This is a genomic window from Nostoc sp. DedQUE08 (assembly GCF_034530895.1).
GTDB lineage: Bacteria > Cyanobacteriota > Cyanobacteriia > Cyanobacteriales > Nostocaceae > Nostoc.
Genome location: NZ_JAVRCD010000031.1, coordinates 37,590 through 62,684, shown reverse-complemented (window position 1 = coordinate 62,684; position 25,095 = coordinate 37,590). Strand labels below are relative to the sequence as shown.

27 protein-coding genes and 1 pseudogene are annotated in these 25,095 nt (G+C 40.4%); 12 read left to right on the top strand and 16 right to left on the bottom strand.

What is annotated here, in order from left to right:
• Positions 1 to 69: 69 nt before the first annotated feature.
• From RMY64_RS20630 to RMY64_RS20620, 3 genes are all read left to right on the top strand, one after another.
• Positions 70 to 1,356, top strand: coding sequence for a glutamyl-tRNA reductase (locus RMY64_RS20630; protein ID WP_322700969.1), 1,287 nt, complete (start codon positions 70 to 72; stop codon positions 1,354 to 1,356).
• A gap of 100 nt (positions 1,357 to 1,456) precedes the next feature.
• Positions 1,457 to 2,017, top strand: a complete 561-nt coding sequence (locus RMY64_RS20625) for a metalloregulator ArsR/SmtB family transcription factor (RefSeq protein WP_322674986.1) — start codon at positions 1,457 to 1,459, stop codon at positions 2,015 to 2,017.
• Positions 2,018 to 2,060: 43 nt separating this feature from the next.
• Positions 2,061 to 2,651 carry a Uma2 family endonuclease gene (locus RMY64_RS20620; protein ID WP_322690221.1) on the top strand — a complete coding sequence of 197 codons (591 nt, stop codon included), beginning with the start codon at positions 2,061 to 2,063 and terminating at the stop codon, positions 2,649 to 2,651.
• A gap of 195 nt (positions 2,652 to 2,846) precedes the next feature.
• On the opposite strand, the gene RMY64_RS20615 is transcribed toward RMY64_RS20620, so the two are convergent.
• Together RMY64_RS20615 and RMY64_RS20610 are read right to left on the bottom strand one after the other, a co-directional pair.
• Positions 2,847 to 3,629: an ABC transporter ATP-binding protein gene (locus tag RMY64_RS20615; protein ID WP_322663497.1), complete on the bottom strand. Its 783-nt coding sequence runs from the start codon at positions 3,627 to 3,629 to the stop codon at positions 2,847 to 2,849.
• Positions 3,619 to 4,752 (bottom strand): branched-chain amino acid ABC transporter permease, encoded by a 1,134-nt coding sequence (locus RMY64_RS20610; RefSeq protein ID WP_322674984.1) that lies wholly within the window; start codon positions 4,750 to 4,752, stop codon positions 3,619 to 3,621. The genes RMY64_RS20615 and RMY64_RS20610 overlap by 11 nt, the downstream gene beginning before the upstream one ends.
• 232 nt (positions 4,753 to 4,984) lie before the next feature.
• Here RMY64_RS20610 and RMY64_RS20605 point away from each other — a divergent pair, with 232 nt between their 5' ends.
• From RMY64_RS20605 to RMY64_RS20595, 3 genes are all read left to right on the top strand, one after another.
• Positions 4,985 to 5,182 (top strand): hypothetical protein, encoded by a 198-nt coding sequence (locus tag RMY64_RS20605; RefSeq protein ID WP_322640603.1) that lies wholly within the window; start codon positions 4,985 to 4,987, stop codon positions 5,180 to 5,182.
• A gap of 174 nt (positions 5,183 to 5,356) precedes the next feature.
• Positions 5,357 to 5,614, top strand: a complete 258-nt coding sequence (locus RMY64_RS20600; RefSeq protein ID WP_251959737.1) for a cytotoxic translational repressor of toxin-antitoxin stability system — start codon at positions 5,357 to 5,359, stop codon at positions 5,612 to 5,614.
• 296 nt (positions 5,615 to 5,910) lie between these two features.
• On the top strand, positions 5,911 to 7,497 hold the full coding sequence (locus RMY64_RS20595; RefSeq protein WP_322700968.1) for a glucose-6-phosphate isomerase: 1,587 nt from the start codon (positions 5,911 to 5,913) through the stop codon (positions 7,495 to 7,497).
• Between the two features lie 238 nt (positions 7,498 to 7,735).
• Here the strand turns inward: RMY64_RS20595 and RMY64_RS20590 are convergent, their stop codons facing one another.
• Entirely contained in the window at positions 7,736 to 8,395 is a 660-nt protein-coding gene (locus RMY64_RS20590) for a Nif11-like leader peptide family natural product precursor (protein ID WP_322674982.1), read from the bottom strand.
• A gap of 676 nt (positions 8,396 to 9,071) precedes the next feature.
• Between RMY64_RS20590 and RMY64_RS20585 the strand changes: the two genes are divergently transcribed.
• Both RMY64_RS20585 and RMY64_RS20580 read left to right on the top strand, forming a co-directional pair.
• Positions 9,072 to 9,389 carry a hypothetical protein gene (locus tag RMY64_RS20585; RefSeq protein WP_322674981.1) on the top strand — a complete coding sequence of 106 codons (318 nt, stop codon included), beginning with the start codon at positions 9,072 to 9,074 and terminating at the stop codon, positions 9,387 to 9,389.
• Positions 9,386 to 9,748 carry an aspartyl protease gene (locus tag RMY64_RS20580; protein ID WP_322674980.1) on the top strand — a complete coding sequence of 121 codons (363 nt, stop codon included), beginning with the start codon at positions 9,386 to 9,388 and terminating at the stop codon, positions 9,746 to 9,748. The genes RMY64_RS20585 and RMY64_RS20580 overlap by 4 nt, the downstream gene beginning before the upstream one ends.
• Before the next feature lie 79 nt (positions 9,749 to 9,827).
• On the opposite strand, the gene RMY64_RS20575 is transcribed toward RMY64_RS20580, so the two are convergent.
• The 3 genes from RMY64_RS20575 to RMY64_RS20565 form a co-directional block, all read right to left on the bottom strand.
• Complete coding sequence (locus RMY64_RS20575; protein ID WP_322674979.1) at positions 9,828 to 11,288, bottom strand: DUF1802 family protein; 1,461 nt, start codon at positions 11,286 to 11,288, stop codon at positions 9,828 to 9,830.
• The gene (locus tag RMY64_RS20570; protein WP_322674978.1) at positions 11,285 to 13,198 is read right to left on the bottom strand and encodes a P-loop NTPase fold protein; all 1,914 of its coding nucleotides are present in this window, start codon (positions 13,196 to 13,198) and stop codon (positions 11,285 to 11,287) included. Before RMY64_RS20570 ends, RMY64_RS20575 begins: the two co-directional genes overlap by 4 nt.
• Before the next feature lie 63 nt (positions 13,199 to 13,261).
• Positions 13,262 to 13,951, bottom strand: coding sequence for a hypothetical protein (locus RMY64_RS20565; RefSeq protein ID WP_322674977.1), 690 nt, complete (start codon positions 13,949 to 13,951; stop codon positions 13,262 to 13,264).
• Positions 13,952 to 14,282: 331 nt separating this feature from the next.
• Between RMY64_RS20565 and RMY64_RS20560 the strand changes: the two genes are divergently transcribed.
• Positions 14,283 to 14,765 carry a hypothetical protein gene (locus tag RMY64_RS20560; protein WP_322674976.1) on the top strand — a complete coding sequence of 161 codons (483 nt, stop codon included), beginning with the start codon at positions 14,283 to 14,285 and terminating at the stop codon, positions 14,763 to 14,765.
• A gap of 90 nt (positions 14,766 to 14,855) precedes the next feature.
• Entirely contained in the window at positions 14,856 to 15,188 is a 333-nt protein-coding gene (locus RMY64_RS20555; protein WP_322700967.1) for a translation initiation factor, read from the top strand.
• Between the two features lie 317 nt (positions 15,189 to 15,505).
• On the opposite strand, the pseudogene RMY64_RS20550 reads toward RMY64_RS20555, so the two are convergent.
• From RMY64_RS20550 to RMY64_RS20530, 5 genes and pseudogenes are all read right to left on the bottom strand, one after another.
• Positions 15,506 to 15,697, bottom strand: a pseudogene (locus tag RMY64_RS20550) (lactate/malate family dehydrogenase); the annotation flags it as partial.
• Between the two features lie 86 nt (positions 15,698 to 15,783).
• A complete protein-coding gene (locus RMY64_RS20545) occupies positions 15,784 to 15,999 on the bottom strand; it encodes an NAD(P)H-quinone oxidoreductase subunit O (RefSeq protein ID WP_322663474.1) in 216 nt (71 codons plus the stop codon).
• 86 nt (positions 16,000 to 16,085) lie between these two features.
• On the bottom strand, positions 16,086 to 16,970 hold the full coding sequence (locus RMY64_RS20540) for a DNA-formamidopyrimidine glycosylase (protein WP_322674901.1): 885 nt from the start codon (positions 16,968 to 16,970) through the stop codon (positions 16,086 to 16,088).
• Positions 16,971 to 17,222: 252 nt separating this feature from the next.
• Positions 17,223 to 17,438 (bottom strand): photosystem I reaction center subunit IV, encoded by a 216-nt coding sequence (locus RMY64_RS20535; protein ID WP_094349537.1) that lies wholly within the window; start codon positions 17,436 to 17,438, stop codon positions 17,223 to 17,225.
• A gap of 378 nt (positions 17,439 to 17,816) precedes the next feature.
• Positions 17,817 to 18,401 (bottom strand): PAP/fibrillin family protein, encoded by a 585-nt coding sequence (locus tag RMY64_RS20530; RefSeq protein WP_322700966.1) that lies wholly within the window; start codon positions 18,399 to 18,401, stop codon positions 17,817 to 17,819.
• A 244-nt stretch (positions 18,402 to 18,645) separates the two neighbouring features.
• Between RMY64_RS20530 and RMY64_RS20525 the strand changes: the two genes are divergently transcribed.
• Both RMY64_RS20525 and mraY read left to right on the top strand, forming a co-directional pair.
• Positions 18,646 to 18,888, top strand: coding sequence for a DUF3134 domain-containing protein (locus RMY64_RS20525; RefSeq protein WP_322700965.1), 243 nt, complete (start codon positions 18,646 to 18,648; stop codon positions 18,886 to 18,888).
• A 79-nt stretch (positions 18,889 to 18,967) separates the two neighbouring features.
• On the top strand, positions 18,968 to 20,071 hold the full coding sequence (gene mraY, locus RMY64_RS20520) for a phospho-N-acetylmuramoyl-pentapeptide-transferase (RefSeq protein ID WP_322674904.1): 1,104 nt from the start codon (positions 18,968 to 18,970) through the stop codon (positions 20,069 to 20,071).
• A gap of 329 nt (positions 20,072 to 20,400) precedes the next feature.
• Here the strand turns inward: mraY and RMY64_RS20515 are convergent, their stop codons facing one another.
• The 5 genes from RMY64_RS20515 to RMY64_RS20495 form a co-directional block, all read right to left on the bottom strand.
• Positions 20,401 to 22,152, bottom strand: a complete 1,752-nt coding sequence (locus RMY64_RS20515) for a diguanylate cyclase (protein ID WP_322700964.1) — start codon at positions 22,150 to 22,152, stop codon at positions 20,401 to 20,403.
• 137 nt (positions 22,153 to 22,289) lie between these two features.
• Positions 22,290 to 22,802 carry a MogA/MoaB family molybdenum cofactor biosynthesis protein gene (locus tag RMY64_RS20510; RefSeq protein ID WP_322683632.1) on the bottom strand — a complete coding sequence of 171 codons (513 nt, stop codon included), beginning with the start codon at positions 22,800 to 22,802 and terminating at the stop codon, positions 22,290 to 22,292.
• Between the two features lie 101 nt (positions 22,803 to 22,903).
• Positions 22,904 to 23,245, bottom strand: a complete 342-nt coding sequence (gene psb28, locus RMY64_RS20505; protein ID WP_322674906.1) for a photosystem II reaction center protein Psb28 — start codon at positions 23,243 to 23,245, stop codon at positions 22,904 to 22,906.
• Positions 23,246 to 23,348: 103 nt separating this feature from the next.
• Positions 23,349 to 23,801 carry a D-aminoacyl-tRNA deacylase gene (gene dtd / locus RMY64_RS20500; RefSeq protein WP_322674941.1) on the bottom strand — a complete coding sequence of 151 codons (453 nt, stop codon included), beginning with the start codon at positions 23,799 to 23,801 and terminating at the stop codon, positions 23,349 to 23,351.
• Positions 23,802 to 23,956: 155 nt separating this feature from the next.
• The gene (locus RMY64_RS20495; RefSeq protein ID WP_322683602.1) at positions 23,957 to 25,075 is read right to left on the bottom strand and encodes a GTP-binding protein; all 1,119 of its coding nucleotides are present in this window, start codon (positions 25,073 to 25,075) and stop codon (positions 23,957 to 23,959) included.
• Positions 25,076 to 25,095 lie beyond the last annotated feature (20 nt).

Sequence of the window (25,095 nt, the reverse complement as noted above, 5' to 3'; positions counted from 1 at the left end):
AATTCCCCGTTCCCTATTCTCACTCAATGCCCTATTCTCAACTACCAACTAGTAACTACGATTTAGCAAATGAATATAGCAGTGGTGGGGTTAAGCCATAAAACAGCCCCAGTAGAAGTCCGGGAAAAACTGAGCATTCCAGAACCACAAATTGAAAATGCGATCGCTCAACTGGCCAGCTATCCCCATATTGACGAAGTTGCAATTCTCAGCACTTGTAACCGCCTGGAAATTTACATTGTTACCAGTGAAGCAGACCAAGGTATCCGGGAAGTAACGCAGTTTCTTGCGGAATATAGTAAATTACCCGTGCTTTCTCTACGACAACACTTATTTATGCTGCTACATGATGATGCAGTAATGCACGTTATGCGGGTAGCAGGTGGTTTAGATAGTCTGGTACTTGGAGAAGGTCAAATTCTGGCTCAGGTGAAGACTACTCACAAACTGGGACAGCAATATAGCGGTATAAAAACCATTTTGAATCGATTATTTAAACAAGCGCTGACAGCTGGTAAGCGGGTTCGTACTGAAACTAGTATTGGTACTGGCGCTGTCTCTATCAGTTCGGCAGCTGTGGAATTAGCACAGATAAAAGTGGCAAATTTGGCAGCTTGCCGAGTGGTAATTTTGGGTGCTGGTAAAATGTCGCGGCTGTTGGTGCAACACCTAATTTCTAAAGGTGCTGTGGAAATTAGTATTGTAAATCGCTCTCGCGATCGCGCCCAAGAATTAGCAAAGCTGTTCCCTCAACAACCGATCAAAATTCATCCGCTATCGGAAATGATGAGCGTAATTGCCGATAGCGATCTAGTATTTACAAGTACTTCGGCAACAGAGCCAATACTTGACCGTGCCAAGTTAGAAATGGTTTTAGAAGTTCAGCGCTCTTTAATGTTATTTGATATTTCTGTGCCGCGTAATGTCCATGCGGATGTAAATGAACTGGAAAATGTGCAAGCGTTTAATGTGGATGATTTGAAGGCAGTAGTAGCGCAAAACTACGAAAGCCGTCGGAAGATTGCACAAGAAGCCGAGCGACTTTTAGAGGAAGAAGTGGAAGCCTTTGATATTTGGTGGCGCAGTCTGGAAACTGTTACTACTATTAGCTGTCTGCGAAATAAAGTCGAAACCATCCGCGAACAAGAGTTAGAAAAAGCTTTGTCGAGATTGGGTTCGGAATTTGCGGAAAAACATCAAGAAGTGATTGAAGCATTAACACGGGGAATTGTCAATAAAATTTTACATGACCCGATGGTACAGTTGCGATCGCAGCAAGATGTTGAAGCTAGACGGCGCTGTATGCAAACTCTGCAAATGCTGTTCAACCTCGATGCAGAAGAACAATTTAGTTAAATTTAACAACAAAATCCTCGGCTTCTGTGAGAAGTTGGGGATTTGAGCTTTTCAATTAGATATACTTCTAATTAGATAGATGTCTAATTAGAAGTAAGTTATGCAACCAGAGCAATTTAACATCTTACTCCGCTTTTTCAAGGCATTAGCGGATGATAGCCGATTGAAGATTGTAGGTATCCTGGCAAATCAGGAGTGCAGCGTTGAAGAATTGGCGGCGCTACTGCAACTGAAGGAACCGACGGTATCTCATCATTTAGCGAAACTTAAAGAGCTAAATTTGGTGACAATGCGTCCTGAAGGTAATAGCCGTCTATATCAATTGGATAGTGAGGCTTTGCAAAGCATTAGCAAGGAAATTTTCACACCTGAAAAAATAGCATCCTTGATAGAGGATGTGGATACTGAAGCTTGGGAAAGCAAAGTGTTGAAAAACTATTTCGACGGTGGATACCTTAAGGAAATCCCCGCTAGTCGCAAAAAGCGTCTAGTAATTCTCAAGTGGTTAGCAAACCAGTTTGATATAGGAGTCAACTACCCTGAACGCATGGTAAATGACATTCTTAAACGCTACCATCCTGACTGCGCCACCCTGCGACGGGAGTTCATTGCTTGCAAGTTAATGCAGCGAGAGAATGGGATTTATTGGCGTACAACATAGATATGAGAGATGAGCAAACCGCACAATCATAGGTTGTATTTTTATGCAGTTAGAAACACAAAAATTTTCTTATACACCTGAAGAGTATTTAGAACTTGAAGAAAAAGCAGAATATAAAAGCGAATACCGTGATGGAGAAATTGTATCGATGACGGGTGGCACTACAAATCATAATAAAATTGCTTTAAATTTAGCTGCATCCTTAAAAATTACTTTAAGGCGTAAAAATTATGATGTTTATATTGGTGATGTGCGTTTATGGATACCCCGTTATCGTCAACATACATATCCTGATGTGATGGTGATTGAGGGACAACCTATTTATACAGGAACCAGCACAACAACGGTTATGAACCCGATGTTAATTGCTGAAGTTTTATCTAAATCGACTAAAAATTATGACCAAGGCGATAAGTTTCTTTATTATCGCTCTATTCCCGAATTCAAGGAATATATTTTAATTGACCAATATCAGTATCATGTGATGCAATATGTAAAAACTGCGGAAAGTCAATGGTCATTCACTGAACTTGAACATGAATCTGCAATTTTATCACTGCAAACGGTTGATTTTCAAATTGAATTGCGCGACCTTTATGAGCAAGTAAATTTTGCAGAAAATAACGAAGATTAAAAAATAAAGCTCTGATTCACCCCGAATGCTGATTCAGTCAAAAAAATTAACTTGAAATTGTTTAGCGATTACTCTAATCTAAACACCATTAATAGTGTTCACTTTAACTTTGGACAAGTCACAGTATTTATGTACTTTTATTTGTCCAAAGTCCGATCGCTAAATACATTGCATAAACAGAAAGTCAATCACACTCTATTTTCCCAAATAAGCTTCTAAAACTTTGGGATTAGTTTGAATTTCTGCTGGCGTACCGTCAGCTAAATTTTGCCCTTCGGCAAGTACCCAAACACGATCGCACAAGGACATAACCACATCCATATTGTGTTCGATAATCAAAAAGGTCATGCCATCTTGACGATTCCAAGTGATAATGCGATCGCAAATATCATCAATCAGTTTCGGATTCACCCCAGCCGCCGGTTCATCCAACAAAATCAACTTGGGATTAGTCATCAGCGCTCGCCCCATTTCTAGCAGCTTGCGTTGTCCACCAGACAAGCCACCTGCGTAATCGTGTGCTTTTTTGGCCAAGCCTACTGACTCTAACAGGAACATTGCCCGCTCTTGCAATTGCTTTTCTTCCTTAGCGACGATGTGCGGTTGCAACTGCACCTGCCAAAAATTTTCACCCGTTTGTTTTTGCGCCGCCAGCAGCATATTTTCTAACACCGATAACCGCGAGAGAGTCCGTGCAACCTGAAAGGTGCGGATTACTCCCTGCTGCGCGATTTGATATGGTTGCAAATTGTGAATCGGTTCGCCGTCAAAAATCACTCGTCCCTTATCTGGGCGGATGAAGTTTGAGAGTAAGTTAAATAAAGTAGTTTTGCCAGCACCATTGGGGCCAATCAAGCCCGTAATGCTGCCTTTAGCAACTTCGATTCTGGCCTCATTAACTGCTTTGACACCACCAAAGCTTTTAGAAAGTCCAGTGGCTGCCAAAAGGGGAAGTGGGGATGAATAGTTATTTACCAAGGGTGAGTTCCTCTTTTTTCCCTAAGATACCTTGAGGACGCCAAATCATCAGTACCATCAAAATTAGTCCGATTACCATGATCCGAAATGCACCCAAACGCGCTTCATCAAGGGTAACGATTCGGGGTAAGACTTCCCGCGTTAGTGCATCGTAAGCAAAGAAAATTACCGCACCTAAGATTGTGCCCACATTATTCCCAGAACCGCCTAAAATCACCATAATCCAAGTGTCAAAGGTGATCTGCGGTTGAAAATTATCAGGGTAAATGGCTCCCAGTTGCCAAGCGAAGAAAGCACCAGCGATACCCGCGATCGCACCGCCTAACATGAGAGATTGTAATTTATACCAAAAGACATTTTTTCCCAGCGCTTTGGGAATTTCTTCATCTTCGCGGATAGCTTTGAGAATTCTACCCCAAGGCGATCGCACCAAAATTTCTAAGCGCCAGTATACAAATGCTAAAACCAAAAGCAACACCAGCATTAAACCTGCTTTTGGGTTGTAGTTATACAATCCGATTACCCCAGAAATATAAATCGCTGCCGCCAAAAGTGCTAACACAATTCCCACACCCAAGCGTGATGCAAATTCTTGCTTGCTAGTCGTCCTTTTGCCCAAATCAGTAGTTCGAGATATTTGAGTGGTGCGAATCCATTGCCACAAAGTAAAGAAAGTGACAGCAGCCAGTAGCGTTAAAAGCCCAATCATTATTAATCTGACAAACAAACTTGGTTCTGTGGATAGGGGTATGGGATAACTTTGCACACCAAACGCCCCAGAAACCCAAGTGTCACCCACAGGTAATTCCTGATTATTTACCACCAAACGAATTAATTCGCCCGTACCAATGGTGACAATTCCTAGATAATCTTCTCGTAAGCGGAGAGTTACAAAACCAATTATCAAACCCAACAAAGCAGCGACAATTGCCCCAACCAGTGCTGATACAAGTAAGGGTACGCCCTTTAAGCTTAACAATACCGTTGTATATGCTCCCAGAGTCATGAAAGCAATATGACCAAAGTTAATTAATCCCGTAAAGCCCCACTGTAAATTCAGTCCTAGTGCGAATAGAGCAAAAAGCGCCGTAGAAATTGCTAAGAAAATGAGATAGTCAACCATATTAAATTATTTGGGAATTGGGAATTGGGCATTGGGCATTGGGCGTTAGGAGTGCTGAGTGCTGAGTTAGGAGTTAAGAGTTTTGTTTATCTCCTTGTCCCCTCATCTCCCCTGCTCCCCTGCCCCTCTGCCCCCCTCGTCGGGCGAATAAATTTTAGCGTAGCTTGAGCGTAGCTAATTTTATGGGAATACTATTTATTGTTGGTGTTTGGTGGTAGGGAATAATTGACGTATGAATTTGCTGCGACTTAGAATGCATCACTTAATTGAGCAATTAGGCGATGACGATTTGCAAGACATTTGGAATGTTCTTGAAGCTTTACATTATGACTTTTATATGCTCAAAGCGATACAAAAAGTCAAGCGATCGCAGCAACCGTGGGATATCTTAACCCATGAAGAAGCGATCAGACTGTTGATGTTTTTCTGATTCAGCAGCGCTTTTGATAGCATAAGTTTGGCGTAAATAAGCCACCCATTTGAAATGTCTAAAACCCTTACGCAATAGTAATTACGAATTACGACTTACGAATTACGAATTACGAATTACGCAAAGCGGTACTAGTGCCAGTGGCCCCTCAAGTTTTGGTGAAGGTAACGCCCAGTGAGTCTGGAAATGCGCTATGCCAGGTCTTTTTTGCTAGACCTGAAGAATTTAGAACCTGCCGCCTACGAGCGGGTACATGATTTTGTTTTTATTGAGTTAGCCCAAAAGTGGCAGTTGAGCGATCTAAAAGAACTGCGACAGCTTGATAGTGAAGGCATTTTTCACCGCTTCACCCTAGACAATTATCTAATTGGTATAGAAATTAGGGGTGAAATTGTGAAATTTCTGCGTGTCATCCCTATGCCAGATGTTTAAAGTCAAGAGTCAATCAATTTTGGATTTTGGAATTGCGGATTTTGGATTTGTTCCACCTACGTTCGCTTTCTTGGCACGTTTGCGGTAGCGTCTGGTAAAGAAGTGCGGGGCATCAACCGAAATAATTTTTAATCTAAAACTTGTACTGAGCGGAGTCGAAGTATCTAAAATTTAAAATCTAAAATTGGCACGGTCAAAGGAACACTGAAAACTGTAAACTGTATAAGGCTAGGCAGGGATCGCTATAACCTTACATTAAACTGGTTTTTGAAAAACACTTTATTTGAGATTTCCCTATGGATGCTAGGGCACTTTGGCAACGATACCAAAACTGGTTATATTTCCACGAGGGATTGGGACTGTACTTAGACGTGAGTCGGATACGGTTCGATGATGCCTTTGTGGAATCGTTGCAGCCGAAGTTTGACAAGGCGTTTGCGGATATGGCTCAACTAGAGAAGGGTGCGATCGCAAATCCTGACGAGAACCGCATGGTTGGACACTACTGGCTGCGAAATCCTGATTTAGCACCAGCTCCAGAACTTACACAAGAAATAGTTCAAACTCTAGAACAAATCGAAGCCTTTGCGGAAAAAGTCCAAACAGGTGCTATCCATCCTCCTAGAGCAAGCCGCTTCACGGATATTATCTCCATTGGCATTGGTGGTTCCGCTCTCGGCCCCCAATTTGTCGCGGAAGCTCTCGCTCCTGATTTCCCGCCCCTGAAAATTCACTTTATCGATAACAACGATCCCGCAGGTATAGATCGCGTTCTCAATCATCTCCGAAATAGCCTCGCCAGCACTTTGGTATTGGTGATCTCGAAGTCTGGGGGAACACCGGAACCTCGCAACGGCATGATTGAAGTTAAAAAAGCTTATGCCGGACACAATTTGGAGTTTGCCCAATATGCGGTAGCTATTACCAGTGTTGATAGCAACCTCGATAAGCTGGCCAAAGATGAAGGCTGGCTGGCCAGATTTCCGATGTATGACTGGGTAGGAGGACGCACCTCAGAAATGTCTGCTGTGGGGCTAGTACCAGCGGCATTACAGGGGATTGATGTTCGCGCTATGCTAGATGGTGCAAAAGAAATGGATGACGCTACCCGCGTCCCAGATGTAAAAAATAACCCAGCAGCCTTGCTTGCTTTGTCTTGGTACTTTGCAGGCAATGGAAAGGGCGAAAAAGATATGGTTGTTCTACCTTACAAGGACAGCTTATTTTTATTCAGTCGCTATTTGCAACAGCTGGTGATGGAATCCTTGGGTAAGGAAAAAGATTTAGACGGCAACGTTGTCCATCAAGGTATCGCCGTTTATGGCAACAAAGGCTCAACAGATCAACACGCTTATGTCCAGCAGTTACGCGAGGGTGTAGCGAATTTCTTTGCTACCTTCATCGAAGTGTTGGAAGATCGTCAAGGCCCATCCACTGAAATAGATCCAGGAGTTACATCAGGCGATTATCTTTCCGGTTTTCTCCAAGGAACCCGACAAGCGCTTTATGAAAATCACCGCGATTCCATTACAGTCACGATTCCCCAAGTTAATCCCCGAATTGTAGGGGCATTAATTGCTTTGTATGAACGTGCTGTTGGTTTATATGCTAGTTTGGTCAACGTCAACGCCTACCATCAACCAGGAGTAGAAGCTGGCAAAAAAGCTGCCGCCTCTATTCTCGATTTGCAAACACGAGTGGTAGCAGTACTACAAAAAGAAAAAACTCCCCTTTCTCTTGACGAACTCGCCGAGAAGGCAGGCGCATCAGACCAAGTTGAGGCAATTTACAAGATTTTGCGTCACATCCATGCCAATCAGCGGGGTGTAGTTTTACAAGGCAATCTTCAGAAACCCGGTAGTTTGACCGTTTCTGCTAGCTGATAGCTCTAATCTAAATCTTAGATTTTGTCCAAAATTGTTGTCTCAACAACAATTTTTTATTGTGAAGCATCCTAAATAGAAGATATATCTTCTGTCTAGGATGCTTCACTGTATAATTCGTAATTCGTAATTCGTAATTCGTAATTCGTAATTCGTAATTCGTAATTAAGTTTGATCGCTCAATATCGTTCGTCTAAATGTTGCTTTCTTCTCTTCCTTTGCCTAATTACGAATTATTTTAATTATGAATTGCCATCAGGCGTTGATTAAAGTAACTCTTGGGTAAAAAACAGCGATCGGGTAAAAAAGGATTGTTGAGATTTTGACATAAGAAAGTGCTGGGTTTATCCCGATGACAAAATGGTGGCACGATTCCCCAATGTTCTGCTAGCCAAATCCAGTATCCTGTTTCAATTCTGCCGTAGCTTGATACTGTGAGAATTTCTCCAACGCTGTTGTTAATAGATACTAAATCTGATGATGATTTGATGTCAATTAACAGCCATGCTAACTCATCTATAGAAAAGTAATAGCCATTTTCGGCAGCGATGTCGATGAACTGTTGTGGCTCTTTAGCTATTAGTAATTCTTCTTTGAGAGATGGCGTTTTTTGGGCAATATCGAAAAGATCCCAAATCTGTCTTCTCGTAACTAGAAACCAGGCAAGTTCTTCTGCGGTCAAATTATAACCGTTTTCTCTTGCTAACTTGAGAAACGGCTCAAGGCTATCTGTTTCTGCTAGTTGACTTTTCAACTGGAAAGTTTGCTCTACTAGTGACAAGAAATCAATAATCTTTTGCCATGTCACTTTGTCAAAGTTTTTGTTAAATTTTATTTTTTCTTTCCAATAAATGTATTTATCTTCTTTAAGAAAGAAATTCCAAATTTGATAATACATGGGTCATCTTGCCTAAGTTGTAAACTTGGTAGAGGTTTATGATTAATGAACACCAGTGTAGTAAGTATAATGTGTTTCTTCGACAGTACTAAATTTTTATCTCATGTAAATGAAGTTACACAGTAGTTAAGTATAAGATTTTTGTAAAGTTTGTAACTATAAATAATAGTTACTGAGAAAAAGATGAAAGATTGCGATGCCTTGTGGTGGGTTGCAACTAAGATTTTTATTGCTTCTCATAAAATAAAATTAAGTCAATAAATAGTATTAATTATTCATGAAGTAATTAATTGTAAAGCAATCTGTAGTTTAGCTATTTTGAAAAAAACTGCATATTTCTACGGAGAATAAAGCTAAGTATAGCGTATTGTAGAGAAGGTAAGAGGTTAATTGAGGTTTTTTTTATAGCCATCTAAATAATAAAATTACATAGAAAGTCCCAGCGCTCGCCTGTATCTTCCTATTAACTAAAGTTAAGGCAGCACTAAAAAATGGGGTTAGTGAATTATTAGGTTTGTATCTCAACTTTAAGATAAATGCGATCGCACTTCAGTTATTTTTAAACGAACCGCCAATACGCAGAGAAGGCAGAGAGAAGAAAAGAGATAGATTGTACTCGCCTTTATATTTCTGTAAAATAAAGTTAAGACAGCATTAACAAATAGGGCTAATTACTATGGCTGAATCAACTGCAAAACAACCTGCACGTCGAGGCAGAATCTTTCCAGAACGAATTTTACCACCCGAAGAACTTGCTAGACGCAAAGCTGAAGATGAGGCATTTTATCATCGCTGTCGGGAAATTTTTGAGCGTGTACGTCCCGATTTGATTAAGGAACACTACGGCTGGTATATTGCAGTAGAGCCAAATAGTGGTGATTACTTAATTGATGTGGATAAAATGCAAGCTCATAAAAAATCCCTTGAAAAATACTCAAATAGTAGACATTGTGTATTCTGTTTAAATGAAACGGGAACAACTGGCACAATATGATTCAGGGGGACTTTGGAGATAATGGGCAACTATTTTTTGAAATTGATTTGATTACATCTGACGGATTAGATTTGTCTGTAGATGCTATGTTGGATACTGGTTTTACAGGCTTTCTCGCTATTAATAAACAAGATTTAGAGGGTCTAGACTGGTTTTATATTGGTGAGGAATCTCTACGAACTGCTAAGGGAGAATCAAGATTTGATATTTATTTAGGCAAGGTGATATTAAACGAAGAAGAGTATGAAATTAACGTTTATGTGGGCAATGAAATTACGGAAGTATTGTTAGGCTCAGAATGGCTAAAAATTCTGCCGTTGGTGGTGAATTATCAGGCTGGTATATTAACTTTAGGATAACTGCGATCGCAGTTATTTTTAAATGAACAGCAAATACACAGATAAAGCATAGGTAAAAAATAAACTTATTTCACTATCTTTAGTTAATAGGTAAATTGCGGAGAAAGTAAAAGCGATCGCTCTTCCAATCACTACCTTTAATTCGTCCTAAATAGCCTGTTAAAGGTGAGGAAAGCTCAATCAGAATTTCGTGCATTTCTGGTGTTTGTATTCGCTGTGGCGGATGTGAGCCGAAATACGCACCATGTAGAGCTTCAACACCAGCAGATTCTATACCTGAATTTTCTAAATAGTTTTTGACAAGCTGGGTAATGTGCGATCGCAACTTTATAGATTGTTCAACTTTATAAATATAAGTATTAATTTTATCTTCAGCTAAACCAAAGGGAGGTTGTTGCAAACACTCTTTTAGTTCTAACAAATTGATAGAATTTTTGTAGTGTACTTGCAGTTCAACTAACTTTTGTAATGTTTCAGGACGAATTACACTCATTTGATTATTTTTAGTAGTTAAAAGAGCATCAGAAGTTAATTCACCAGCAGCCACAATTATCTTGAGACAACTATCATATTTTTCTTGAAGATGATTTTTACCTAGTTGTATTAGTTGTCCCGGTGTTTTACTGGGAACATTTTCACTTTTGGTAGCTTTACATTCTCCTACTACTGGATAAGGATACTCACAATAAAAATCTACTCCTCCAGCGCCTCCTAATTTGTCAGGGTCTAGGTTTGCTTTAGGATTAGTGTTAGAACAAGAAAATCCTAGTTTTATCAAACTTCTACGAACTAGCCTCTCAAATTCATTACCATCACTAGAATTGCCTACATCAGCAATCTTCTTAATCCAAACTAAATCTGAATCAAATCTTTGATTAGAATGAGCGCTACTCCAACCTAAAAATAGTTTGATATCGTCGTCTAATTGTTTAGCTGCTGGTTGGCTAATGGTTAGGGATGCGATCGCACTCTGCAATTCTTCTAGTTCAGGATGTAGCAGGGGTTCTAGCTTTTCTAATTGGCGTTTGCGTTGGGCGAAGGTGCGATCGTTCAATACTGGTAAATCAACAGATACCTTCAACGGATCAGGTAAACCTATAAACTGGCTTTGTGGATTCACAGCTATTTCAATTGGCTCAGACAACAAATAGACACGCAAATAAGCAAGAAAGATATGCTTCCTTTGCAGCAAAATCTCTTGTAATCCTTTTGTTGTCCAAATATTTAATTGTGACAAAGCTTTTAACGATTCTGAGTTATTTACGATTTGGCACAGTTCACACTTACCCCAAGATTGAATACAAACTGTTTCCGAACTTATTTGAGTAATACTTTTCTGTGTAACCGTCAATAAATTTGACTTGTAGTATTCTTCATTGGGTAACACATTGGTTGAGTTTTCAGACGGATAGAGAGCAAAGGAACGCCCCGGATGAATAAATGTCCGGGGTAGAGCTATAATTATTCGACCCTGTAGCAAACCTTCAACATCGGGAGAAGGTAGACATAAGGCAGTATTGAGCAAAATTAGATTACTCATAAACCAAGTTTAATCATTAAATTATCAAGCATATCATCTAGTTGTTTGGTTACATTTTGATTTTGTATAGGCTGAGTTTCAGCAACACATTCCTCATTTATTAAGCCACTGGGAATTTGACCAGATGGATCGCTTAGAATTTCACGTATTAAGTAGTTATCAACTGCAATTTTGTGTTTAACTATAAACTGAGAAATTTCCTCTTCACTAATTTCATAATCTTTGCAAGCTTGTTTAACAAATAAAATAGCTAAAAGAGGCTTAATATCCTCAATATTAAGCTTTACAAATTCTCCTCCTAAATTTTTAGAAAGTAGTTCATCTAAATGTTCTTTTCCTTTCGTATTAGGTTTCACATCTTTAGCACGAACTAAGCAGCCACGAGTCATATCAAATTTTTTATAATCTATTAACCTTTTCAATGCAGCACTTACAAATTTATTGCTAGATTCTTGCACAACTGCTACTACTATTTTGACAACTCTTCCGTCTTCCTTACCAATAATTCTAAAGTTGAGGTAGCCTTTGTCTACACTTTTGACTATAACTTCCTCAACCTCATCAATTTTTACTCTCTCTACAGTTGCGCCTTTCAGAGTTAATAAACAAAAACTTATAGCATCAGCTATGGTATTACTGTCTTCAAAGTAATTTTCTATTGTGTTATCAAGTGCTGCAAGTTCTTTATTAAAAGCTTGTTCAATTTTATGTAGTGGAGCTGGATCTACTGGTGGTCTTAAAATACCGGGTAAACTCCAATTATTTGTACACCACTGTAAAACCTTTCTAATTATTGGTTTTTCTTTACCAAGCTCTCGTAAATTATTTTCATCAAAAGGATAAACAGGATGAGGCGGAGTTAAGTTATTCGTATCATAAAAATCTTTCAGCCAGTGTGAAACAAGAGTTACTACATCATCACTATTAAGATGCCTTAAATCAAATTTCTTTTCACCAATTCTATCAATAACTGAATCTGCTTGTGGTACAACTTTAACTTGTTGCGTCCAAGTTTCATCGAACATAGCTAGAATTAATACCCCACGTTTAATTCTGCTGTATATATCTTTTGCAAACAGAGCAATAACCTGTGCTCTTGTAAAACCCTGTTCATTACAATTGAGGCTTTCTAACTCATCAAAGCAGATGACTATTGTCCTGTAATCACCAATTAAGTCTAAAATTTGGCATACTGTTTGGAATGCTTCAGCTTCTTTATCGTCTTGGCTAGTATTTGGTAATCCCATAGAGTCCGCTTGTGACTGTGCTAAATCTCTGCCAGCAAGCCAATTAGTTGCAAATGAAACTTTATCTAAAGAAAGTGTCCATAGGATAGCCTGAATCAAATAAGGATTTTCAATATTTGACTTAAGTTTCAGTACTTTAGCAGTCAAGGCATCAACTATCTTGGGATGTTGAGCTAAAACGCCAGGAAATCGCTTCATTAACTCTTGAGGAGTGTAGCTTGACTTATATACCTCATTGACTAAAGTAGTTGCGATCTCTTGCCATTGCATTACACTTTGATTACCAGCTTGTTTTAGACTAGATGTCAATGTGTTTAGAAATTTAGAATGTATTTTGTTTAAGTCACCATAATCAACTTCGCTCATATAGACAAAAAAACTATCACCTTCATCCTGAATATGGTGACGAATCCGACTCATTAAGTGACTTTTACCCAGTCCTTTTTCAGCTTTAATAGTTATACCAATAACTGAACGTTTTCCTGTGCTGATTTGCTCTATTGCCTGATAAACAGCATCTGATGCATGAGCATTTATGGAAGGAACATCAGGAAAAGTTTGGTTCCAGATATCATAATTTCTGACTACTAGTGATCTATCAAATGGGTTATGACTTGTAATAGCTTTGTTGATGTCTGAGTATGAAGAGAAAGAATTAATCATGATTGTGCATCTTCTGAAAATAATTACTAAAAAATAAAAGGGGAAAAAACCGAGTAACTTAGTTTAAAAATTGAGGCGTTTAGCATAACAGCGCAATCCACTGACTTTAGTAGTAATAGAATCTTCAATCTTGTCGGGGGCACTATCTTCTATGCTTCCACCCTGAAGTTGCAAAATGTCCTTCTCCTGAATTTCTAGCAGCCATGTGTTGAAATCTTCACGACTAACCCGATCGCCTATTTCTCTCCTGATACGATAAATTGGCACAAGATCATCTAGGTTATAGTTTTGGTTCAGCTTGTCGTAGACTTCCAACGCCACAGATTTAAACTCGTCGTAAGATGCGATTCCTTCTCTTCGAGACGCTACGCGAATAGAAAGCTCGGCTAACGCACTCTTCCCATTAACTGGTACATCTGCACCAACTACCGCAACATCTATCTGACTAATCCACTTCACCAATGCATTCGCCACCCAAGTGCTAACAGTTGTCTCTTCAAACTTAAAATCGCCACTTTTCAAACCCTCGCCCAATACCTCTAAACCCTTGGGAGATATCAGAGAATATCCCTTTTTGGAAATTGCGATCGCACCCTGCTTCTGTAATTCCTCGAATATGCCCTGATAATCTGCCACCTTCTGGCTTTTGGCTACAATTCGCTTAGTGAGTTGACCCTTCTTAACTTCCTGCTGCGTTCCTCCCAAATCCCACAAAGCCAAAAGAAGACGAGTGCTAGTATTTTTTGATGTCATATTGAGTGTACTTTTTGACAAAAAGCATCATAGTAACTGTATCTTTCTAAGATATTTACATAGAAAAAATAACCGAGAAATTGCTGAATATTTCAGCTAAATAGATTTAGAAAAAATCAACAATATATTTCTTTGGGATGAATGCAGTTTCTCTCAAAGGCAGGATGGAAGACTTGAAAAAACCAATCATCATGAAAGTGAAACGCTGTAGCTGGTGCAGTTACAAATTAAGTGAAATATGTTTTTTCAATCCCAGGTGAAATAACAGGATTTCTAACTTGGTTTTTGCAACAGCAAGGCTTTTAGCAAATACAGGTGATGAAGAAATCCAATGAACACAATATATAAAGAACGTAAAATAGTTTCGCGTCTATTTGCAGTGCTGCTTTCGGCATTGCTAATGGTACCCTTGCTGAGTAGCTGTGGAGGCGGTTCCCAAAAAGCTTCAGCACCACCACCTGTTGATGATACCGTCGGTAGAACAGTGAGCGATCGCCAAACCGAAGCGAAGAAGGGCTTGTCTACAGGACAGAAAGTTGCTATTTTGGCAGGTGCTGCTGGACTTTATTACCTCTACAACCAACATAAAAATGCTCCCCAAGAAGGAGCGCAAGGTAAGTACTATCTTTCCAAGAACGGACGTGTATATTACCGTGATGCTGAACATCGCGCTCACTGGGTAACGCCACCAGCAGAAGGAATTCGAGTACCGGAATCTGAAGCACAAAAGTATCGGGAATTCCAAGGCTATAACCGGAGTGCTACAGGTCGCGATCTAACTGGTATAACTTCATCCGCAGCTCCAGCACTCTAGATCGGCGAAGCGTGTGTACAAAGCGGGTTTCCTGGAGGATAACGCCGATCGCGCCCGTCGGAAACACGAACTTAAATCAGGAGACAGATTATGGTAAATGAATTTTTCCGAAAGGCGAAAGACTTACTTTTGGGATCGAACAGCGATCAAGCCGATCAAGATGCCGAATTCCGCGATCGCAATGTACGTCCAGCTAGCGAAGATCCCTACGGCGATCCCGCAGACCCAGCATCTTACGGCAATGTTCGCCCAGCTAGTGAAGACCCCTACGGCGACCCCGCAGATATCTCGTCTTACGGCAATGTTCGCCCAGCTAGTGAAGACCCCTACGGCGACCCCGCAGACACAGGGGAATTTGGTGATGTCCGCCCAGCCAGCGAAGACCCCTACGGCGACCCCGCAGATCAAGATTACCGCCGTTAACGCAAAACCAATCTGGTGATATTGGTTTTCATAAGGTGATGAATTTTGGAATAACAAATAAGGCAGTGGGATTAGAACCTACTGTCTTTTATTTTGGCTGCTATAGCTGTCGCCAAGTAGTTTAGGACATAAACCTAATATAAAACCTAGACAACAAGCGGCTTTCGGCCCTGTTCCCTGTTAAGAGTTCCCTGTTCTCTGTCCCCTGCTATATTTATACAAATTACGAATTACGAATGATTTCTTGCGATCGCTCAATATTTTGACGCACAGATCGAGCCGAAGTATGCAAACCCTTTCTTTCTTCATCAGTCAGCGTCAATTCCCCTAGCTTCCATCAAATCCAGCGCCAAACCTTGAGGCATTCCCGCAATAATGTCTAGTAAAACTACATCTGCCAGATTTTTTTCTGCAACGCGTTGAGCTAAAGTACTGCCAACCCTACCCGCACCCACGATGGTAACACGGGGTAAATTACAGATAATTGAGGAGTTAGGGAAAGAAGACATAAATTAAGATGCGATTTTTCTCAGCAAAAATTCAGGAGTCAGAATAAATGCCGAATTCTGACTTCTGACTCCTGAATTCTTGTTACTTATTTAAATTCTTCGAGTTGATCCACACGTAACCAAATATTAGGTGTTGGCACTTTCCCAAACTTAATCAAGGCGTAATCACCTTTGATGTCTACAATTTCGCCCTTGCTTTCAAACAAATAAGAAGGAAAGCGAGCATCACTGGCTTTAGCCTCCAGGCTGTTTTCTAGTTTTTCGCGCACAGCGCGAACCATATCTCCTTTTTTGACTGCCATGAGTTCCTCTCTCAAATTTGTAACGTCTTTCACCTGCATTTTAAAAGAGTTTCGAGTTAAAATTCCTAACTCTTGTACAGACGCAATTAATCCCGTCTCATGACTCCCCGCAACGTTTGACACTCGGAGCAAAAATGACTAGATCGCCCAGCTAACCTGATCCGTTGAATTGCTGTACCACAAACTCGACAGGGTTCTCCAGCGCGGTTATAAACCCAGGCTACACCACCATAATTGCCGTTAGTACCTTTAACATTTAAGAAATTACTAAATGTCGTACCACCAGCCTCAATGCTAGTTTCTAACACTTGAATGATGGCGGTTCGCAAACGTTCAATTTGCTTTAGCTGCAAATTTATACACAAGGTTTCAGGTAAAATCCCACTTTTAAATAATGCTTCATCAGCATAGATGTTACCTAATCCCGCCACCACCGATTGATCTAGTAGCGCAGTCTTAATCGGACGGCGGCGGTTTTGGAGTTTGTTTGCTAGATATTCAACAGTAAATTCGGGTGAAAATGGATCTGCTGCCAGTTTTGCCAAACCAGTGATAATGCTTTCTACAGCAACACCAGGCGGAACCCACCATATTTTACCGAAGGTTCGCTGGTCAACAAAGCGTAATTCTTGCCGATCGCCAAAGAATAATCTAACTCGCGTGTGCTTGTGTAATGGTTCATCTCTATCCAGCCATAATAGTTGACCAGTCATTCGCAGATGAACTCCTAGCCAGCCGGAAGACGAGGAGAGTTCGGCGAGGAGATATTTACCGCGACGATGCCAAGTAGCGATGGCTGCGCCAACCCCTCCGGGGTACGCATTATTTTTAATTCCATTAACAAACTCACCAACAGAAAACGGGTAGGCGATGGTGCGATCGAGCAACACATCTCCTCCCGTGATTTCTTGGTTGAGGGTCAATTGATTTAGACCCCTTCGGACTGTTTCAACTTCAGGCAGTTCGGGCATTCAAGCTGAGTTAAGCAAGCAATTGTGATTTATTTGAGGGTTCGAGGAAGAAAAGATGGGGTAGTAACTTACATAGCCGTAGATAGCTCGTATTACTACCCAAAAGAAACCGTAAATACCCGCAGGGCGGCTCTCGTAGATTAGGGTAGGCTAGGACAAAGAATGAATGAACTGAAATTTTCAGACTTCATACTTCAGACTTTAAGACTACCCTTCATCATCGCATCAAACAACTCCCTTGTAGCTTTGCAGCTATTTTTTCGGTGCTTTAGCCTTTGGTGCTTCAACCTCGACTAATTCATCCTGGGCAAAGTTGTTGGTATTGATACCAGAGTAATTGACCTTTTCAAAGCGGACAATTACAGGGTATTTGATGCCGCTTTGGTCGATGGAAGCCACAGTTCCTAGATCCTGAAACCAGTAGGATTCAGGGCGGAGAATACGTACTTTAGAACCACGTTGAACCATGATTATTTTCCCTTTTAGTTATCAATCGCCAATCTAGAGGGCTAATTGATTTCACTCTACAACCTCAAGGTCGCAGCAAGAGTCTTTGTTAAGTTATTTGTCTGAATTGGGGAGTGGGCATTGGATTAGGGAGAGGTTACAGGTGAAAGGTGATAGGGAATAATCTGTACCCTGTAACCTCCTCGCCCCGATCTATTTTTTGAACTCACTACAGGTGAAAGGTGATAGGGAATAATCTGTACCCTGTAACCTGTACCCTATTCCCTTCTTCACTCCCGACTCAATAGCACATCCAAAATTACAAAAGGTATTAGACCCCACTTGACAAGGTACACGTTATAGCGTACCTTCGTTCGCAAAAGGTTATTTGTGCAAAGCTTATGTTTTAGTTAAGACAAACACACTTCCCTCATTACCTCTGCCGATCCGTAAGTCGTTATCTATATAAGTGATATCTAACCAGCCTTGCTGTTTGTCACTCTTGATGGCAAAATCAATTCCGGGAAATTTTCTACCTTCTTCAATTTGTTGGATAAAAGTTACCGGAGAATTGTATTCTATTAAACGTTGTAAGCCGATAATAGAACGCTCAAATTTCACTTGGATACGCCGACCTGAAACTGGCTCAAATTTAGCAGCAACGCTGACTAATCCTTCTAAAAAAGGTAAGCCATAAATCTCAGCGATGTTGTAAACACTGGTAGTATCTACCCGGATATACTGATAGATTTGACCCAGTTTACATAAAGGTAAACGATCTAAGTTTAAAAGAGCCTTGCTAGTGGTGTATAGTAATCGCCAATTGCCATCTAGCAAATTACTAGCTTCCACCGGACGGGGTGTAGGATTAAAGTCTTCTAAATTGGCGATCGCTGCTAAGATAGCTTGTTTCTGTTCTTCGGTCGCCAGTAGACCGCGATTAGTAAGTGCGATCGCATCCATAAGAGCCGCTTTTCCCATCATCGCCTGTCACCTCAAAAATCACTCACTTTCCATCAGCATAAACAAGATATTAATGACATATATGTAGAGCCATAAAAATTACTAAGAATCGCTTGAACTAAGCCTTATGCTTATTAAATAAAAAAATTTCTATCTGAATGCGGATTTATCAACTAAAGGGTTGAAAAGATAACTAAATTAATCCGTGTCAAGTGATAGACTCTAAATGTCAACTTACGTAAACCTTTTCTTGCCCTGACTCGATATGTTGAACTCTCCATTACGTGAAGCAGCTCGTAACCAACGAGCCGATGTCATCCCCCTAAAGCCAGAGTCCTCTTTGTTGGACTGGTTACAAAACAACGGTCGCATCATCGCCCGTGACGTTCACGAACCGGATTTTCAAGCTGACGAAGAAGGAATAGACTCCCTAATGGGTGTAGATGATGGAATTGGCTACGACCTCGATGATGATGAAGATGATGATATAGGAATCGCTGAGAATTAGCCTTTTCAGGCTAGGGACTTGGTAGTATCCCTAGTTAATGGTATTCAATTTTATAAGTGTGGAGTGAAGGGAAACTTCTGTGGACGCTAAATTATCTCCTGAGCAAGGATTAAACATTTCTGGAATCGCTCTAGCCTCTTTATTAGCCGTAGGGTTAGGTACAACAGCATTTTTCTTGGATTCGATGGCCAATCGGCTACCGTGGCAAAGTATGTCGCTAACTCTGCCATTACTGTTGTGTGCGTTGGGTTCAGGTTTGGTGGGCTATTGGGTAATACCTTTACTTCAAGCACTTAAAACTGGACAAATAATTCGTGAAGATGGGCCTCAAGCTCATCTCAAAAAGGCAGGCACTCCCACAATGGGCGGTATATTTTTTATACCTGTATCTGTGTTGCTTGCCTGCATATTGTCTAACTTTTCTAAAGAGGTGCTTGCAGTTTCGGCTTTGACAATCAGCTATGGATTGATTGGCTGGCTCGACGATTGGCAAATTCTGCGCCGGAAATCAAATAAAGGTATATCTCCACAAACAAAACTGGCTTTGCAGGTGAGTTTTGCGGCTATGTTTTGTCTATGGCTGATGTTTAATCAACCTTCTAATATTACAAATATTGCTTTGCCTTGGGTGAGCTTCACACTACCATTAGGATTCCTATTTTGGCCTTTAGCAGGTTTTGTACTAGTTGCAGAAAGTAATGCGACTAATTTAACAGATGGTATTGATGGCTTGGCAGCAGGAACAGTAGCGATCGCACTTTTGGCTTTAGGTGCTTTAGTCGCCCCAACAGCACCAGGATTGATGGTTTTCTGTGCTGCTTTAAGTGGCGGGTGTTTAGGTTTCTTAGCCCATAATCGCAACCCAGCCCGCGTTTTCATGGGAGACACTGGTTCCCTGGCACTGGGAGGAGCTTTAGCTGCTGTAGCACTATTAACAAACAGCTTAGTAGGTCTGTTTATTCTCAGTGGTATATTCTTCGTAGAAACCTTGTCGGTGATGGCACAGGTAAGTTATTACAAAGCCACGAAGGGCCCCGATGGCAAAGGTAAACGTCTCTTGAAAATGGCACCTTTACACCATCATTTAGAACTTACTGGCTGGTCAGAATTACAAGTAGTTGGAGTATTTTATATAATCGCTGCTATTTTGGCTACTATTTGTTTAGCGATCGCTCCATTCTAAATGTTTTAAAAACTGCTTGAATATAAAAAACAACTCCCATATCTTCAGGGAGTTGTTTTTTTATAGAGTAAATTTATAAGTTTCTGATTTCTATGGCAACTGAAGCGCAAAGGATAGTCATAGAGTCAATAGACCTCTTGCAAAAGTTATTTTTGCAAGAGGTGGGAAAAGGTTAAAGGGGAAAGGGAAAATAACAAACCTTTCCCCCTTTTCCCGACTTCTGCAAGAAGTCTAATGTAAAATCTCAAATCTCAAATCTCAAATCTCAAATCTCAAATCTCAAATCTCAAATTGTTTGACTGCTTGAGGTATTCTAAATTTTTTATTCTTCAATTATAAGTATTTACATATTCCCTAACTCGATTCTTCCCTGTTCGCTTTGCCTCAAGCATCGCTTGATTCGCCCGATTTAGAAAATCCTTAACCGTAATCCCTGGTTCTGATACAGCTATTCCAAAAGAAGCGGTGATGCTTTCGAGGAGCCGATCGCCGTCCTTCAATTGCATTTGTTCAATATCTAGCCTTAATTGTTCTACTCGCTTTCTGAGCGTTTCCAGTGTCATATTAGGCATGACAATTACAAATTCTTCACCACCCCATCTGCAAGCAATGTCAAAGGAGCGAATAGATTTTAACAGTAACTGTGCTAATCCCTGGAGAACAATGTTGGCAGTCACGTGTCCATAGCGCGAATTGTAAGATTTGAAGTTATCGATATCAAGAAAAATAATACTAAGAGGTTGTCCCAATCGTTCAGCTTCAGCTAGCCTTTGTTCCGTTATGCTTTCCATATAGCTTTGATTGAATAGTTGAGTCATCCCATCCCGCAAGTTTTCATGGGTTAGACGTTGTTTGATCGATAAATTATTCAGTGCAATGCCTAATGTTCTAGCAATAATCTCAGAAGTTTGTCGATCTTCTAGACTGATTTCATCAAGTGCGTCGAGGTGTAAAATCCCAACTATTTCGCCTTGTCCAAACAATGGAACGCACAAATGTGCGCCGCTAACTGGCTGTATTAAGTGACTACAAATTAATCCTGAATTCCGAGACGATAAAAGATTGAATTTTCCTCTTCGTAATGCCCAACAATCAGATAGTGAAAATATTTCTTTACTGCTTATTTCATCTCCCCAAATCCTATTAATTTGAACATAATTCTTGGAATTAGCAATTATACAGATACAACCACTCATTGTAGGAAACAGCTTGGAACAGGTTAAAGCTACTACTTGATAGACCTCATCTTCAGACTCACAGGAATAAAGCATATCCGCCATATCTGAGAGATATATAAGTTCTCGTTTTTTTGCTTCCAATTCCAGTGTTTTTTCTTTTAGCTGCCGATTTAAGTCAGTTAGCGATCGCTGTGCTTCTATAGATTCTGTAATATCAATACTGATCCCACCGATACGGTAAGCGCCCGTTGCGTAATCGCTAAACGGAAACTTAAACGATAGCCAATAGCACGGCTGATTGTTACCAGATACTTTTACCTCTTCAATTAGCTTCAAAGGACGTAGAGTCTTCAAAACAACTCGATCGTTCTCCATAACCTGCCGTCCCTCTTCTGGATCTGGCAAGAATTCACTATCAGTTTTTCCCAACCATTCTTGTGAATTTATAGAAAATCTAGACTGTATTTCCTGGTTGTAATAAAGCAGTCTAGATTGCTCATCTTTGATATATGCTGCAAAAGGGCCCCGATCTAGGAATAGCCGTTGCATCTGCTGGCTACGTTGCAGTTCGCGGGTATCTTCTTGATATCTAGCGATCGCCTCTACAATTTGATAAGCGGTTGGCATTAGGTAGAGTAAAGCAGATAAAGAAATAAACGCCATTACATCAAGTACGCCTAAATGCAGCAGGGAAACTGCCATATATGGCTCAAAGATTGCCAGAAAGTGATGAAATCCGCAAAATAGTACGAATCCACCCGATAAGAAAAAGGCTAGCCAAAACTTAGGAGGGATAGTTGCCTTAGTTTTGCCAAAGAAAACCCCTATTACTATGGGTATACCAAAGTATGAAAATGCAGTAATGCTATGAGCAATTATGCAATTCCAGTAAATAGGTTCCATTACTGATCTGGTATTAATATTTCATTCGTTTGACTATAATTCTGGGTAGCCTCAATATGTAAGTAGATAAAGGATGATTTCAGTGCCTCATGGCTTAGTTTTACAAAAGTTATCATGGTAACTTTTTGAACGGCTGCTCATGTTACCCCCTTAGCAACCTGACTTACCAAGTGAGTGAGTTCGGGTAAAATCAGTTTTTCCATCGCCAGTCGCACAGCATTACTAGAACCAGGAAGCGAGAAGATTAATTTATCTTGATAAACACCAGCAACAGCGCGAGAAGCGATCGCCCGCGAACCAATTTCTTGATAACTTAAAAAACGAAATAACTCACCAAATCCCGGCAAAGTTTTCTCTAGTAACTTCTCAATAGCATCATAGGTGGTATCTCTTGGTGCAATACCTGTACCACCATTAAAAATTACAGCATCCAAATTTGAGCTTTTGCCCAGATTTTCTATCTGCCCTTGAATTTGTGTTGGTTCATCTTTGATAATCGTGTAGGCTCCTACAGCATGGTTTGCACCAAGGAGTAACTGCTGAATTAGCTGGCCACTTTTGTCTGTTTCCAAAGTGCGTGTATCGCTGACAGTAACCACAGCACAAGTTACTAAAACTCCAGGCAAGTCTGGATGGGGTTGTGGCATTATATGTCACTCATGAACTTTTAATAATGGATAATTGGGCATGGTAAATGGCGCATTCATTGAACATGACAATTACCGATGCCCTATGCCCTAAGCCCTAAGCCCTATGACTCATTTTTACTCAGTCCCAGATCGTTTTCTTCAGCATACCGCTCCATGAAGCGCATAAAGCGATCCCATTCTTGGGCAGATTTCATTACATAAAATGCTTCTAATTCTTCCGGTTTCCCGTTAATAAATTTAGCTTTAACTTCACGGGTAATTATCTCGCCTTCTTCGTCAATCAAGTACATTCCGGTAATATCTTCGGTAGTACCTTGATCTAAAATTTTCGGATTCGTAAAAGTAAACGTCGCTGTACCACTATCCCCAGTACGCGATCGCGTCAAGCGCACATCTGGAGTTACCTCTTCGTCAAGACCTCTAGAAAACTGGATTTTCGCCATGATGAATGAATTTAAACTTTGCTGATGGTTAATTTAATATTCTCTCATCAATTAGAACACCACAGTCTAGAAGCTACTGTGATTCACTTTTTAGTGTATATACTTAAATTGCTTCTTTTTCAAGTAACAAAGTTACGGGGCCATCGTTTTCGATGATAACTTGCATCATTGCACCAAATTTACCTGTTTCTACCTGCAACCCGCTAGCTCTTAACTTACTAACAAAACAATTATACAAATCTTCTGCCGATTGGGGAGGCGCTGAACGGTCAAAAGAAGGACGGCGACCTTTACGACAGTCACCATAAAGGGTAAACTGACTGACTACTAACAAATCACCACCAATGTCTTGTATAGATTTTTGCCATCGGTCGTCTCCTCCTTCGTCAGGAAAAAGCCGCAATTCTAAACATTTACGCACCATCCAGTCGATTTCAGCATCAGTATCGGTATTAGCAATACCTACGAGCAAATTTAGCCCCTGCCCAATTTTACCGACAATTTCATCATTCACTGTAACTTGAGATGATTTAACTCGCTGGATAACAACGCGCATTTTAATCAGAACATTTATCAACGTTTTGATTTTAGAGCAATATATAAAAACTAAAAACAACGATTTTCCATTGCTCAAAATTGATGGCGGAGCCATTGAGAATGCATTCCCAGGTTCCACCTGGGAACGAGTAGTAAGTTTCTAACTTCTAACTTTTATTTGCCAAACCCTTTACCGCGAGAGGTTGAAGGTAGACAAATGCATTTTTCGAGTTGACTAATTAAAGTCTCACGATCCAAATTTTGACCAATCAGTACTAACTGGTTTTTCAGTTGGCCTTTCCATTCATCATCATCCAAGGTGAAGCGTTTACCGCAAAGGTGGAAAATATGACGCTTCGGGCTTTCATCAAACCACATAATCCCCTTGGCTCGGAAGATATTTGAGGGTAGCTGGTTATCTAAGAAATACTGAAACTTCCTAATAGAAAAAGGCTTGTCACTTTGGAAAGAGATGGAAGTAAAACCATCATTTTCTAAATGGTCAGAATGATGGTGATGATCGTGATGGTCGTGGTCATGGTCGTGATGATCGTGACCGCATGTTGAGTGGTCATGGTCATGGTCATGGTCATGGTCGTGATGATCGTGATGGTCGTGTTCATCCACCACTGTGTCAAAATATTTATCTGACTCAAACAGACCAACACTCAGAATTAAAGGAAGTGGCACTTGCGATCGCGTAGCGCGGATAATCCTTGCTCCTTCCTTGACTTCGTTAATTTTTCTTTCTAACTCGTTCAAAGTGGCTTCATCAACCAAATCTGCCTTGTTCAGCACAATGACATCGCCATAAGCAATTTGGCTGTATGCTGCCTCAGAGTTAAATAAATCTAGGCTGTAATTAGCCGCGTCTACCACGGTAATAATCGAATCTAAGCGAGTTAAATCCCGCAATTCTGTACCCAGAAATGTTAAAGCTACTGGTAGCGGATCTGCCAATCCAGTTGTTTCCACTACTAGATAATCTAGATGTTCTTGGCGTTCTAAAACTTTGTAAACTGCATCTACTAAATCATTATTAATAGTGCAGCAGATACAACCATTATTTAGCTCCACCATGTTCTCACCAGTGGAAACAATTAGCTCGTTATCGATGCCAATTTCGCCAAATTCATTTACGAGAACAGCGGTTTTTAACCCCTGTTGGTTGTTGAGGATATGATTAAGTAAAGTCGTCTTGCCACTACCGAGAAAACCCGTAATAATTGTTACTGGCATTCCTTGTTTGGGCGTATCCATTGCCGAAGATTCGGGTGTAACTGCTGATTGCATAGCGCTGTTATCAAATAGTC